This window comes from Enterobacter cloacae complex sp. HYC074_NIDB (assembly GCF_056673345.1).
Window position 1 is genome coordinate 2,311,691 of the sequence record NZ_CP114214.1, and the last position, 14,080, is coordinate 2,325,770.

The window sequence follows — 14,080 nt, forward strand, 5'->3', positions numbered from 1 at the left end:
TTCTTTAACGAATTGCATTAACCCGGAGATTATGAAGACACATCCACAGTACGAACCCTGGTTACAGGGCATGCTCATCATCGCGAAATATTATCGGCTGGATTTTTCGGCGGAGCATGTTCGGGTCACGATTAACCATGAAAGCCAGTCGCCACGCCAGCTGGTGCTGGAGGAGATGGCGCGCCAGCTTGGGCTGGGGATGCGGTGGGTGGCGGCGGAAGCCCTATCGCTGGATCCCTGGCGTTTACCGCTGCTGGCGGAGTTTACCGGCGGGCAAATTGCGGTCATCAACCGTATGGACAACGATGGGAACGTCAGCGTGCAGTTTAGCGGCGACGGCGGCCTGGAGACAACGCTGACGCGGGACGAGCTCGGTTCGCGGTTAAAGGGGCTGATGGTGCTGCGTCCCCTGGAGTCCACGCCGGATGCGCGCGTGGATGATTACATCAAACCCTATGAGAAAAACTGGTTCTGGCAGCTGGCGCTGAAAGACTGGCGTCGTTACAGCGATATTATGCTGGTGGCGCTGGTCGCCAACGTGCTGGCGCTTTCCGGCATGGTCTTCTCCATGCAGGTCTACGACAGGGTGGTACCGTCGCAGTCAGAAGCCACGCTGTGGGTGCTGTTTGGCGGCGTGATGATTGCCATCGTGTTCGAATTCATCATGCGCATGCTGCGCGTGCACATTTCTGACGTGGTGGGGAAGCGCGCCGATCTGCGCATCTCTGAACGCGTCTTTGCCCACGCGCTGCGGATTAAAAACGGCGCACGCTCGAAATCAACCGGATCGTTTATCGCGCAGATCCGCGAGCTGGAGTCGGTGCGCGAGCTGATCACCTCGACGACCATTGCGGCCCTCTCCGATCTGCCGTTCTTCCTGCTGTTCGTCTTCATTCTGTGGATGATTGGTGGTCCGCTGGTGCTGGTGGTCCTGCTCGCCGTGCCGCTGTTGCTTATTCCTGGCCTGCTGGTGCAGCGCCCGCTGGGGAAACTCTCCAGCGAAGGGATGCGTGAATCGGCGATTCGCAACGCCACGCTGGTGGAAGCGGTGCAGGGGCTTGAGGACATCAAGCTGATGCGCGCTGAGCAGCGGTTCCAGAACCAGTGGAATAACACCAATGACGTTGCCGCCAGCGTCGGCATGAAGCAGCGCTGGCTGACGGGGCTGCTGCTAACCTGGACCCAGGAGGTGCAATCTATCGTCTACGCCGTGGTGCTGCTGGTGGGGTGTTACCTGGTCATCAGCGGTGACATGACCACCGGTGCGCTGGTGGGCACCTCGATTCTGGCGTCCCGGACCATTGCGCCGCTGTCGCAAATTTCTGGCGTGCTTTCCCGCTGGCAGTCAGCAAAGGTGGCCCGCAAGGGACTGGATGACCTGATGCAGCGCCCGATTGACGATCCCCAGCACGGAAAGAAGGTGCATAAAGCCCACCTGCGCGGTGATTATCTGCTGGACGACGTGGGGTTTTATTACGACGAAGAAGAGAAGCTCACCGTGCTGAATATCAGCAAACTACGCATTCGCGCCGGGGAGCGCGTGGCGGTGCTCGGGCGGAATGGTTCGGGGAAAAGCACCTTGCTGCACCTCCTCGCGGGAATGCAGGAGCCGCAGCAGGGCAGCATTTTGCTGGACGATATTGCTCTCAATCATCTTGACCCGGCCGACGTGCGCCGCGATATGCGGTTGCTCATCCAGCAGGCGCGGCTGTTCTTCGGCTCCGTACGCGACAACATCCTGATGGGTAATCCGCTGGCGACAGACGAGGAAATCCATCAGGCGCTGGTCAACAGCGGCGCGCTGGAGTTTGTGCGCAAGCAGAAAATGGGGCTAAACACCATCATCAACGAGGGCGGAACGGGGCTTTCCGGCGGGCAACGTCAGGCGCTGCTGCTGGCGCGCGCGCTGATCACCTCGCCGAATATTCTGCTGCTGGATGAACCCACCGCCTGGCTGGATGAGGTCAGCGAGAAGCAGTTTATCCAGCATCTGCACCAGTGGCTCGGTAAGCGCCGGACGCTGGTGGTGGCGACGCATCGCCTGCCGATTCTGGACCTGGTTGACCGCATCATCGTCCTGGAAAACGGCAAAGTGGTGATGGATGGCCCTCGTGATGCCATTTTACGCCAGCACGGAATGGCCCCGCAGCAGGCGCCGCAGCGTACGGTTAAACTGAAAACGGAGGGCGTGGCATGAATGATTTCTCCCGCTTTAATAGCCGACTGAAGGAGCCCCGCCTGCCGCGTTCGTCGCTGGTGGCATGGTCGCTGTTTGCCCTGCTGGTGGTGTTTATTACCTGGGCCAGCCTGTTCCAACTGGATGATGTCACGACGGGCAGTGGCAAGGTGATCCCGTCCTCCCACGAGCAGGTGATCCAGTCCCTGGAAGGGGGGATTATTCACAGTCTGATGGTGCGCGAAGGCGACATCGTCGAGCGTGGTCAACAGCTTGCCCAACTGGACCGGACGAAAACCGAGTCCAGCGTGCTGGAGAGCGAGTCTCGATTAAACGCTGCAATGGCGACGGCCGCGCGTCTGAATGCTGAGGTGAACGACACCGGGCTGACATTCCCGGCAGAGCTGGATGACGACGTTGAGCTGGTCAAACAGGAAACGGCGCTTTATCAGTCACGTCGCGAAAGCCTTGAAAAAGGGCTGGCGGGTTTACGCCAGGGAGCGGATCTCGTGCAGCGTGAACTGGCATTAACGCGCCCGCTGGTGACGCAGGGGGCGGCCAGTAAGGTCGAAGTCTTACGCCTTGAACGCCAAAAAAATGAGCTGGAGAGCAAAATCACCGAGATGAAAAACCAGTACTACGTTCGCGCCCGCGAAGAACTGGCGAAAGCGAACGCAGAAATAGAGGCGCAGCGTTCGGTCATGAAAGGACGCGAAGATTCACTCACCCGCTTAACGTTTAATGCGCCGGTGCGTGGCATCGTGAAGGATATTGACGTGACGACGGTGGGCGGGGTGATCCCGCCGAACGGCAAACTGATGAGCCTGGTACCGCTTGATGACCAGATGGTGATAGAAGCGAAAATCTCGCCGCGCGATGTCGCGTTTATCCATCCCGGGCAAAAAGCGCTGGTGAAAATCACCGCCTATGATTACTCGATCTACGGCGGGCTGGAAGGGGAGGTGACGATGATTTCCCCGGATACCCTTCAGGACGAGGTGAAACGGGATGTTTATTATTATCGCGTTTATATTCGTACAGACAGTAACCATCTGACCAACAGGCAGGGCAAGGCGTTCCCGGTGTTCCCGGGCATGATAGCCACAGTTGATATCAAAACCGGCAGTAAATCCGTCATTGATTATCTGCTGAAACCGTTGAATAAGGCAAAAGAGGCGCTGCGCGAGCGGTAAAAAAGGCGTTCAGCAAACCGAACGCCCGTTAGATCAGAGTGTAGGCGTCATGTTGACAGCATGGCGTCGTTCTTTTGGTACCACATTGATGTAATGTGTGACATACGCAAAATATAATCCGGCATAATTTTCGACAAGCTCGATAAAGGCCGGATAAATTGACATCCGGCCATCGCCGCGATCTTTAAGATAACCTGCCTCCTGCGCCGATTTGATAATGCGGTTGACGTGAATACGCGAGACAAAAAATTCTTTTGCCAGCGTGCTGGCTGAATACGCTATTATGGCACCGTGTGCTGTTTTGTTTTTAATGGCCTGCAAATAGAGATAGAGCATAATCATCCGTCCACCATCCTTATCAATAAATAAACCCACCTCCGGAAGCACTTTCCTGAATGTTAATCCGCGGAAAAGGTACTCTGCGGCGCGCCGGAAAAAGTTGTGCCTCAGAATGTCATTGTCCAGAAGGTTAACATTAATGTTGAATGCCGGATAAAGAATGCTGACAGGCGTAAACGCCCCGGACATATAGCGTTTAAGCTCATCGAGTCCTTTTTCCGTCGGCGCAATTTTTGTTTTTCGGCGATCTTCACTACAGCGCCAGGTCTTAATTCGCCCGGTAGTTTTAAGTATGGTAATGATCGCGATAACACTGTTAGGGCTGGCGATATTGTAACGGGTGCATAGCGCCTTAATCTCTGAAACTGACTCAGCCTGATTGCCAAAAACAAAACAACACATGGACAATATTATGTTGAAGCGTGATTCCTGAAGCATCGTTTTGTAGAACAAGGGTTGTTTTTTATAAATGGCATCATTAATTCTGTAGTGTTCTGTTATAGCTTCACCAAATCGCGGGTTGTTTTTAATGACATCCCTTCGATGTAGCAAAGCCCTGGATGAGATGTGATTATCCATAGCATTTTCTCTTTTTGTCTGGGCCGATAAGATGAAGTGTCCGGTCTTCTTTTTCGGAATTTTCATTATACCTTGAGAAATGCATATTTACTGTCGTTATATGAAAAGAAAGTAATATTTATGCTGCATATGGATGAGTCGGTTGATTAACGCAAAAATGTTCCTGTGCATAACATTGATAACGGTTTATTAACCAAACAGGGTGCGGTAAAATTATTCAATGCGACAAAGAGTATTGGCTTTAATTACAGATGGGAATACTATTTGCATTCTCAGGAGCAGGTTATGTCTCAAAATTTACCTTTTAGACAAGGTACGTGCTACAAGCAACGGTTTGTTATTTCAGCCTGCGGTTTCACCTTCGAGGGGTATAGCCTGCTTCTGAAGTCACGTGGCGTAAACGCCACGCGGCTCCATTTTGAAGAGGATGAAGTTTGCTCAGGTGATGTTCAGAAAATGATGCAAAATCAACCACCTGAAGTTGCTGTTTTTCTTGGTCGCGACGTCGCTGCCTTTCTTGAAAGCCTGAAGCAGTTGGTATCGGTGCTGAATGCGCTGCCGGTTATTTGTAGCGTGACGCTGTATGGCGCAATACCAGAGAGATGGCTTTATGCCACGTTGTGTAGTCTCGTTAATAATACCAAATCGTTATCGATGATCAGGATAGCGAATATTTCAGACGTAATGGACTGTGCAGACAACATTTATGACGTGCATACCGATTCGTCACGCATATTGCGTGATGGACCCGAGAAAGAAGGTAAAGAAAGTCTGAATGGTTTAACAAAGCGCGAATTAACCGTATTGCTGAATTTTTATCGGGGTATTTCGATAAAAGAGCAGTCTGCGAGGTTAGGGTTGTCAGATAAAACCATTTATACCCATAGAAAAGTGGGGTTGGATAAATTATATCTTATCAGGGTGTGGTTTAGCGATGCACGTGTTTTCAGAGATGAAGTCTGTGCAGTAAAAAATAATTCGCAGGGGTTTTCGGATGCGGAAATTGATATTTTGCAGGCGTTACATAAGCGGGAAATCTTTGCGGCTTATCAAATTATTACCAATGGCGATTAAAAAGGAGTAGGCTTTGAAATTCTGCTGCGCTGGCATAAAAACGGTCAGGTTCTGAAGGCTGCCCAATTTCTGGGTGGGGTGAAAAATGGCGAAATATGGCTCAAGCTGACGGCGTTAGTCATCCACGCGGCCGTGTCAGGTATCAACAGATACAATGGGAAATATTATTTTTCGGTTAATATTCCGCCTCCACTGGCTACCGGGAACGCGCTGCCGGGAATGGCGAAAAAAGCCGTTGAGATGTTACTGAAGCCGCAGTGGGCCGGGAAACTTGTCTTTGAATTAGCTGAAGCGATTGATGTGACAAAGGATCCAAATATTCCTGTCACTCTTCAGCGTTTACGCGCCGAGGGGTGTCGGCTGTTTCTGGATGATTGCTTTTCCAGAGATTACGCTATGTTACCCATCCGACAGATTAATGTTGATGGATTGAAGCTTGACCGCGATATAGTTGAGCACTTTGTTGCTAACGACAATGACTATAGCATTATTAAAGCGATACAGATATACAGCGACATGACGGGAAGGGAATGCGTTGCGGAAGGCGTCGATAGCGAAGAAAAATTTGAAAAACTTGTCGCGTTAGGGGTTAAACGCTTTCAGGGATATTATCTTTCCCGGGCGGTTAAAGAAGAAGAGCTTGATCGAATGGTACGGCTATTTAGTTAATGGGTTCACTATGCTGGTGGTACGACAGAGAAACTTTTCTACCACCAGCAAAAACAGTCACTCACCAGCGCAATAATCTGTTATCAGATATCATCGCGCGTAAAACCGACAACAATTTCAAGCGTATTTCGAATGACATCGCAGGCTTCGGGCTCCTCGGTAATTTCGAGGGCGTGAATCAGTTGCAGGATAATCTCTTTATTAGAGAGATTGTCACCGGTCAGCATAATACAGCGTATTGCCGAGCCCAACACTTCAACCTCACCACTGAGATGTTTTCCTGCATTAAGAAAATGTTCCGCCAGTCCTTTATCGTGCAAGGCTTCAAAATTATACGTCTGCTGCATAATCGCTTTACTCATGGTGGTCACCGTTTCGGTTAAAATTAGTGTTTCTTGTCTGGGGTCAAAAGCGTGTTGTGAGTAAAGAGAGATCGCATGCGACCCATGTCATAATTGCCCATCACTCTTCCCCGGTCGTGCGAGACGCCGGTTACACGCTGGCGCACTACATCTTCAGCGGCAATCAATGCATTTTTACGTTCATCATTTGATTCAACGTTAGCCATCGCCCGCAGGCGATTAGCAAGAGACACAAAGGTAATAGGTCCGTTCTCTTTCAGTATGGATAATACGGCCTCACCGATAAGGTCATCCTTAAGTCGTTCAAATTTAGTTCTATGCATACCTTCAATCTCACTCTGCTACACGCGGCAGGCTGTAGCATGGGGTTAGTCATCGCATTCAGAAGCTCTATTCTCACTCAGCATGACTAACTTAGTAAGTTAAAAAACAGTGTTCAGGTTAACGCTCGAAGAAGAGGGCTATCAAACCGTTGTAGTGCGCTTTCTCAACGTCAGACGTGGATTCTTCAATTCTGCGCAACAGCTTTGTACAAATTGTCATTCTGCTCAGTTGTACATTTTCTTTGATGATCTCACTGACGATGGCACCAAGGGTTTCCTGCTGTGTTGGGACGTTATCCTTGTTAAAATACAAGGTTATAGCGCTTTCTGCTGTAGAGGGAGCATGGTTGCGACGCATAATTTTCCACCGTTAACAAACAATTTTGTAACATCACTGGCATCGAATTTATACTATATGGTCAAATCTGTACATCAAAATTGTACAACTTTTTCGTATGGATTGAGCTTTTATCAGGAGAACTATCAAAATTAGGGGGGGGGAAGAGAAGGAAAGAGGGGGAAAAGAAAAGGCCCCGGAGGGCCTGAAATTATTTACGTCCCAGCAGAAGTCCCAGAACGATACCTACCGCACCCGCAGCGATTAAGCCCGTTAACGGGTTATTTCTGACGGCTTCAGTAACATCCGAGACGGCATCACTGGCCTGGGCAGCATATTTTTTCGCTGCACCTTTCACCTGGTGTTTAGGGGAGTCAACGAATTCACCAAACTGCTGCTGCGCAGAGCCGGATAATTCATCAAGTTTGTTTTTGGCTTTATCGCCAGCGTATTGTGCATTTTTATCAGTGTCGAAATCAGACATTCCAGCCTCCTTTTGTTGATAGTCTAAGGATAGACGCTGATTTCAGGCGTGAGCGAGAATTCGCTGAAATCGACGCCTGATTGCCCCTTTTTAGGATATGTCTTTCTTACATGACAACCCTAACGTCCTTAGGATGTTGTTGATCACTATTTCCCTCGCCGTCTCTCTACGCAGTGTGAAGAGATTATTTTTGTCGTGCGTGAGCGGGAAAGGTAACGTAATAACCAAGGGATGCGGCCAGGCACAGCATATAACCGAACGATTCCGAACCTTCCTCCACGGCGTTTTTCACGACACGCATATAGCCATGCTCCAGGATGGCGTGCCACAGCACCTGCATGCCAAAGAGGCGGGAGAAGACCAGTACAGCCAGCAGGCCGCTCAACAGAATACCGTACCAGGGGGATTGGGTATATTTTGCCAGCTGTTCCAGGGTAGCACGAAAATGCATAACGGGGCGAATTAACGCCAGCACAGCGGTAATCAGCGCGAACCACACCCAACTCCCATGAGAAATGAGATCAAAAAGCGCGTCCAGCTCACGAATTAGCATTGTCAGGAAAAATCCGCCCACCAGAATATTACAGTAACGCATGGATTCGTACATTTTCGCCAGACGAAAATGGAGAAAGACAATACTCGCTAATACCGTTTCCTGCATAATTTCGGTCAGTGATAATTCCGGAATATCATGGCCGACAAACCGCATATCAACCCAAAGACACAGTACAATAAGTGCGCAAGCGGCCGCCGCGCCAACGAAGAATAAAAAGCTCTTTAGTACAATCATTAACACCACCATTTTGTTTGTAGCGGGTATGTTAGGTGACGAGAATGTTATTTCTGTTCACAATGTGCCATATAAGTGCGGATTTTTAACATTTTGAGCTAAATAGGGTTGGTCGAGGTGGGGGTAAACCCTAAATATGGTTGCACCATCTCTGAGAGAGACGTTAAGGGTAAACCCCAACCGCTCGTTAAACAGCTGTAGCTGCTCAACATAGAACTCGTTGAAGCAGGTCGAATATACCAGATACAGCATTTCCGCTTCTCCACACCCGAGCTGGCAGGCGAAGAAAGAGTGGCTAAGTCAGCAGCTGGTGACCAGCACGTGTATAAGTGCTAAATGCCGCAAGGCCAATAACACCGCGGCCGCAGTTGTACAGACAGGCTATAGTGATCTCCTTTGCCTGCTCAATACGGATCTTAACTTGAGTTTAAAACTGGCCGCAATTTTTAGGTATGGCCATCTGGTTTTGAATTCATTGATAGCTACTTCATACAATGTAGAAATACACTGCGGGTATTATAATTACTATTATTAGCAATAAAATATTTGTTGTTTTTTTACTGACGTTTGATGGCAGGCCATTTTTACTAACATACAATATCGCTTCAAAAAGAAACCAGTACATAGAAATACAAACAATGAAAAATAAAGGCATTATTGTTTTTGATATACCTTCAGAGAAGGATAATATTAAGGTTAACCCTGTCATCATGCCGACCATCGTAGAAGCATATGCTTTCCCTACTTTGATAACAGGGAAAATAATGAGTGTATATATGAGTTTATTATATTTTTTCTTGACATTTATGCTGCCGACAAATCGAAGTGTCAGAGACGTAATAGACGTTGCTATTACAAGCATTGCTGCAAGAGAATGAGGGGCCATATGTTCTTCAATGATAGTTTCTATCTCCTGAGTATATTTATCACTAAGGAAATTGAAAGGTATCAATACAACCAGACTAAGAAGAAAGAAAAATAAACTATCTTTGCATAATGCATTTATACTTCGTCTTAAGAAAATGCTCATTAAAAGCCCTTAATAAAAGTTTTCATTCATAAAAAGCATTTGACATTTAAAAATGTTAACTATCGCCTATTAGTCTATTCCTCATTGTATTCTTAAGAAACCTACAGTCTTTGGTGGGGACGGGAATTTGCGTGAATGCAGAAACCTTCAAAAATGCGGATACGACGGTATTTATTACAACTATGTTTTTACAGAATGTGTCATAGCTTAGTTCAGATGTTCGAGTTAAGAAAAGAAACACACTATAAATTACATGATACCTGATACCCTCATAAAACTTAATGTTTACATTAAATTCCCATGAAGGATACAATACCCCCCTATAGTATCAGGAGGGCGTATGCCGCATTCACCCGAAGATAAAAAACGTATTCTGACCCGCGTCCGCCGCATTCGGGGCCAGGTTGATGCCCTTGAACGCGCCCTGGAATCGGGCGATCCCTGTCTCGCCATTTTGCAGCAAATCGCCGCCGTGCGCGGCGCTGCCAATGGCCTGATGGGGGAAATGGTTGAAATTCACCTCAAAGATGAGCTGGTGACGGGGGAGACCACCCCGGATCAGCGGGCTGTGCGGATGGCGGAAGTCGGCCATTTACTGCGCTCTTATCTAAAATAAATCCACACACCTCACAACAAGGGAAAGACATCATGAAATCTCGCGCAGCTGTCGCGTTCGGCCCAGGCCAGCCGCTGAAAATCGTTGAAATTGATGTTGCTCCGCCGAAGAAAGGCGAAGTGCTGATCAAAATTACCCACACCGGCGTTTGCCATACCGATGCGTTTACCCTGTCCGGTGACGATCCGGAAGGCGTATTCCCGGCGGTGCTCGGCCACGAAGGGGGCGGTGTGGTGGTGGAAGTGGGTGAAGGCGTCACCAGCCTGAAGCCCGGCGACCATGTGATCCCGCTCTACACCGCAGAGTGCGGCGAGTGTAAGTTCTGCAAATCCGGCAAAACTAACCTCTGCCAGGCCGTGCGCGCCACGCAGGGTAAAGGTCTTATGCCGGACGGCACCACCCGTTTCTCCTATAACGGCGAGCCCATTTATCACTACATGGGGACCAGCACCTTCAGCGAATACACGGTGTGCGCCGAGATCTCACTGGCGAAAGTGAATCCGCAGGCCCCGCTGGATAAAGTCTGTCTGCTCGGCTGCGGTGTCACCACCGGTATCGGCGCGGTGCATAACACGGCGAAAGTGAAAGAGGGTGACACCGTGGCGGTGTTCGGCCTCGGCGGGATCGGTCTGGCAGTCATCCAGGGCGCGGTACAGGCGAAAGCTGGCCGCATCATTGCTGTGGATACCAACCCGGAAAAATTTAAGCTCGCAGGTGAGATGGGCGCGACCGATTTCATCAACCCGAAAGACTACGACAAACCGGTTCAGGAGGTGATCGTTGAGCTGACCGACGGCGGCGTGGACTTCAGCTTCGAATGTATCGGCAACGTCGATGTGATGCGCTCAGCGCTTGAGTGCTGCCACAAAGGCTGGGGCGAGAGCATCATTATCGGTGTGGCCGGCGCGGGTCAGGAGATCAAAACCCGTCCCTTCCAGCTGGTGACAGGGCGCGTATGGCGCGGGTCGGCATTTGGCGGCGTGAAAGGCCGTACCCAGCTGCCGGGCATGGTTGAAGATGCGATGGTCGGTAAAATTCAGCTCGACCCGTTCATTACGCACCGCCTGCCGCTGGAGCAGATCAACGAAGCCTTCGATCTGATGCACGAAGGAAAATCTATTCGTACCGTTATCCATTTCGGCGACAACTGATTATTCTGCCAGCGGTTTTTTCCGCTGGCATTTCTTCCCTGATCTTTTCTAAAGTGTGACCTGTCTGGCGCTTTTAACCGTAATCTAATTCTACGCCGTGCCGATGACTCTTTTACAGGCGTGTTTTTACGCATCTTACCTATAAGAGAGTCGACGGTCATGGACAACACAACATCGATGCAGGCGCAGCATAAGCTGAGTTTCTTGCACCACATCCGGCTGGTTCCGCTGTTTTCCTCCATTCTCGGTGGCATTATTCTCCTGTTTGCATTGAGCTCGGGTCTGGCAGGCTATTTCCTGCTCCAGGCCGATAACGATCAGCAGGATGTTACGGCAGAAATCCAGGTGCGCACCGGGCTGTCAAACAGTTCCAACCATTTACGCACCGCCCGTATCAACATGATCCACGCGGGGGCGGCGAGCCGTATCGCGGAGATGGAGGCGATGAAACAAAACATCGCTGAGGCTGAGACCCGCATCAGGCAGTCGCAGGATGGATTTGCCGCCTATATGAAGCGCACTATTCGCACACCGGCTGATGAAGCGCTGGACGGCGATCTGAAAGCCCGCTATGACGCCTACATCGCCGGTATGCAGCCGATGCTGAAATATGCCAAAAACGGCATGTTTGAAGCCATTATTAACCACGAAAATGAGACCGCGCGTCCGCTGGACGATGCCTATAACGCGGTGCTGCTGAAGGCGATAAAAATCCGCACCGAACGCGCCAACGCGCTGACGGCGCAGGCTCACACCCGCACCCGGCTGGGGCTGATGTTTATGTTCGGCGCGTTTGGCCTGGCGCTGGCGCTGGCGGTGATCACTTTTGTGGTGCTGCGCCGTACGGTGATAAACCCGCTCCAGCGAGCCGCTACGCGTATCGAAAATATCACGAAAGGCGATTTGACCATGCCGGACGAACCGACCGGGCGCAGTGAAATTGGCCGCCTTACGCGCGATCTGCAAACGATGCAGCACGCGCTGGTGACCACCGTAGGCACCGTGCGGCAAGGGGCGGAGGAGATCTACCGGGGAACCAGCGAGATCTCCGCGGGTAACACCGATCTCTCTTCCCGTACTGAGCAGCAGGCGGCGGCGATTGAACAGACGGCGGCCAGCATGGAGCAGCTCACCGCGACGGTGAAACAGAACGCCGATAACGCGCATCATGCAAGTAAACTGGCAGAAGATGCCTCCGGGAAGGCCAGCCGCGGGGGGCAGATGGTCTCCGGCGTGGTGAAAACCATGGGTAATATTTCCACCAGCTCGAAGAAGATCTCTGAAATTACCGCCGTGATTAACAGCATCGCGTTCCAGACCAATATTCTGGCGCTCAACGCGGCGGTCGAGGCGGCGCGTGCGGGTGAACAGGGACGCGGCTTTGCGGTCGTGGCGAGTGAAGTTCGCACCCTGGCAAGCCGCAGCGCAAACGCGGCGAAAGAGATTGAAAGCCTGATCAATGAATCGGTGTCGCTTATCGATCAGGGTTCCGGGGAGGTGGTTGCAGCGGGCAATACCATGAATGAAATCGTCGAGGCGGTTAAACGCGTCACCGATATCATGCTGGAGATTGCAGCGGCGTCCGATGAGCAGAGCCGCGGCATCGTTCAGGTGAGCCAGGCGATTTCCGAGATGGATAAGGTGACGCAGCAGAATGCCTCGCTGGTGGAAGAAGCTTCTGCGGCAGCGGCTTCGCTGGAGGAGCAGGGCGCACGTCTGACGGAAGCCGTTGGCGCGTTTCGTCTCAACGGGGCGCGTGCAGGACGGGCTCCAGCCGCTGCAAACGCAGCGAAACCCTCGCCTTTAACCCCGGCGGCGGTCGTCTCAGGTGATAACTGGGAAACGTTCTGAGTAAGACAGACCCGCCCTCGCGGCGGGTTCTGCGTTTATGGTCAAAGAGGCATTGATTTACGAATGGCGCTTAACAGCGTTTGGGCACCTTCAGAGAGCGGGGCATCTACCCGCGTCAGGATCCCAATCGGTTCTCCCGCGCCGGGCGATGTTACCGGCAGCGCCGTAAGCACGCCGCGTCGCAGATCGTCCTTCACCGCGCCGGACGGCACAAACCATACGTAGTCATAATCCACCGTAAGCTGGCGCGACAGCGACGCCGAGAGCGTTTCAATACACCCGGAAGGCAGCGTGCAGCCCTGCATTTGCAGCAACGCTTCCGCATTCTGACGCGGAACGGTTCCTTTTGGTGAGACCACCACCGGCCACTCCATCACACGGCTCAGGGTCACGGTGTCCTGCAACAGGGGATGATTCGGACGCACGACCAGCTTCAGCGATTCCAGGAACAGCAGCTCGTAGTTCAGGCCGCTCATCAGTTCCGGATCGGACATCCGCCCAATGCCCAGATCCAGCTCGCCTGACTTCAGGCCCGCCAGCAGCATGGTGTTATTCATGGTCGCGACCTGAAGCGTGGCGTGCTTTTGCTGACGGTGGAACTGGCCGATCGCCGCAGGCAGTATGCCCAGCGCCGCCGTTGGCAGCGCGCCCACGCGCACGATGTCGCTGGCCGGCTCCTCTTTACGGTTTAACGCCTGACCGGCGGTATTGAGGGCATCGAGAACTTTAACGGCATGCGTCAGGAACTGTTCGCCCACGAGCGTAAGCTGAGCCCCCAGACGGCCGCGATCGAACAGGCGGGTTCCGGTAAGCTGTTCCAGTTCGTTCAGCGTTTTGGAGAGTGCAGGCTGACTGAGGTTAAGGGTTTCAGCCGCTCGCCCCAGCGTTCCCTGTTGAGCGACGGCCACAAAAGTATGCAAATGGCGCAAGCGTATGCGCTGACTGAACAGACCATTTTTTTCCATAGGCGATGTTAAAAACAGAGCGACGCGGGTGACAAGTTAAGATGTTTGAATTTGATAACCTGATAGCAAAATATTTTTAACATTTGATCTGTTTGAGTTACAACCGTTTTTCGAAAATGCCCACGCTTTGACCACTCGTCT

General features: G+C 51.4%; 13 protein-coding genes and 1 pseudogene. 6 read left to right on the forward strand and 8 right to left on the reverse strand.

The genetic code is table 11. From position 1 onward, the window contains the following. The first annotated feature begins 31 nt into the window (after positions 1–31). Positions 32–2,197 carry a type I secretion system permease/ATPase gene (locus O1724_RS11380; protein ID WP_414539363.1) on the forward strand — a complete coding sequence of 722 codons (2,166 nt, stop codon included), beginning with the start codon at positions 32–34 and terminating at the stop codon, positions 2,195–2,197. Next, positions 2,194–3,369, forward strand: a complete 1,176-nt coding sequence (locus O1724_RS11385; protein ID WP_126296781.1) for an HlyD family type I secretion periplasmic adaptor subunit — start codon at positions 2,194–2,196, stop codon at positions 3,367–3,369. The genes O1724_RS11380 and O1724_RS11385 overlap by 4 nt, the downstream gene beginning before the upstream one ends. A gap of 33 nt (positions 3,370–3,402) precedes the next feature. On the opposite strand, the gene O1724_RS11390 is transcribed toward O1724_RS11385, so the two are convergent. Continuing rightward, positions 3,403–4,287, reverse strand: coding sequence for a hypothetical protein (locus O1724_RS11390; RefSeq protein WP_032634546.1), 885 nt, complete (start codon positions 4,285–4,287; stop codon positions 3,403–3,405). Between the two features lie 285 nt (positions 4,288–4,572). On the opposite strand from O1724_RS11390, the pseudogene O1724_RS11395 reads away from it, so the two are divergent. Then, a pseudogene (locus tag O1724_RS11395) lies at positions 4,573–6,030 on the forward strand (EAL domain-containing protein). A gap of 83 nt (positions 6,031–6,113) precedes the next feature. Here O1724_RS11395 and O1724_RS11400 read toward each other — a convergent pair. The 6 genes from O1724_RS11400 to O1724_RS11425 all read right to left on the reverse strand — a co-directional run bounded on the left by O1724_RS11400 (position 6,114) and on the right by O1724_RS11425 (position 9,356). Continuing rightward, positions 6,114–6,392 (reverse strand): biofilm development regulator YmgB/AriR family protein, encoded by a 279-nt coding sequence (locus O1724_RS11400; protein WP_044596271.1) that lies wholly within the window; start codon positions 6,390–6,392, stop codon positions 6,114–6,116. A 23-nt stretch (positions 6,393–6,415) separates the two neighbouring features. Further along, complete coding sequence (locus O1724_RS11405; protein WP_126296782.1) at positions 6,416–6,715, reverse strand: hypothetical protein; 300 nt, start codon at positions 6,713–6,715, stop codon at positions 6,416–6,418. 118 nt (positions 6,716–6,833) lie between these two features. Beyond that, positions 6,834–7,073 carry a regulatory protein YcgZ gene (gene ycgZ / locus O1724_RS11410; protein ID WP_003857265.1) on the reverse strand — a complete coding sequence of 80 codons (240 nt, stop codon included), beginning with the start codon at positions 7,071–7,073 and terminating at the stop codon, positions 6,834–6,836. A 190-nt stretch (positions 7,074–7,263) separates the two neighbouring features. Next, positions 7,264–7,536, reverse strand: coding sequence for an ElaB/YgaM/YqjD family protein (locus tag O1724_RS11415; protein WP_003857263.1), 273 nt, complete (start codon positions 7,534–7,536; stop codon positions 7,264–7,266). 184 nt (positions 7,537–7,720) lie between these two features. Continuing rightward, complete coding sequence (locus O1724_RS11420) at positions 7,721–8,326, reverse strand: hypothetical protein (RefSeq protein WP_022651169.1); 606 nt, start codon at positions 8,324–8,326, stop codon at positions 7,721–7,723. A gap of 487 nt (positions 8,327–8,813) precedes the next feature. Beyond that, positions 8,814–9,356, reverse strand: coding sequence for a hypothetical protein (locus O1724_RS11425; protein WP_126296783.1), 543 nt, complete (start codon positions 9,354–9,356; stop codon positions 8,814–8,816). A gap of 340 nt (positions 9,357–9,696) precedes the next feature. On the opposite strand from O1724_RS11425, the gene O1724_RS11430 reads away from it, so the two are divergent. The 3 genes from O1724_RS11430 to O1724_RS11440 all read left to right on the forward strand — a co-directional run bounded on the left by O1724_RS11430 (position 9,697) and on the right by O1724_RS11440 (position 12,974). Then, positions 9,697–9,972 (forward strand): metal/formaldehyde-sensitive transcriptional repressor, encoded by a 276-nt coding sequence (locus O1724_RS11430; RefSeq protein ID WP_003857256.1) that lies wholly within the window; start codon positions 9,697–9,699, stop codon positions 9,970–9,972. Between the two features lie 32 nt (positions 9,973–10,004). Further along, positions 10,005–11,123 (forward strand): S-(hydroxymethyl)glutathione dehydrogenase/class III alcohol dehydrogenase, encoded by a 1,119-nt coding sequence (locus O1724_RS11435; RefSeq protein ID WP_003857251.1) that lies wholly within the window; start codon positions 10,005–10,007, stop codon positions 11,121–11,123. Between the two features lie 159 nt (positions 11,124–11,282). Beyond that, a complete protein-coding gene (locus O1724_RS11440) occupies positions 11,283–12,974 on the forward strand; it encodes a methyl-accepting chemotaxis protein (RefSeq protein ID WP_126296784.1) in 1,692 nt (563 codons plus the stop codon). 41 nt (positions 12,975–13,015) lie between these two features. Here O1724_RS11440 and O1724_RS11445 read toward each other — a convergent pair whose 3' ends face one another. Further along, on the reverse strand, positions 13,016–13,939 hold the full coding sequence (locus tag O1724_RS11445) for a LysR substrate-binding domain-containing protein (protein ID WP_003857247.1): 924 nt from the start codon (positions 13,937–13,939) through the stop codon (positions 13,016–13,018). Positions 13,940–14,080: the final 141 nt, after the last annotated feature.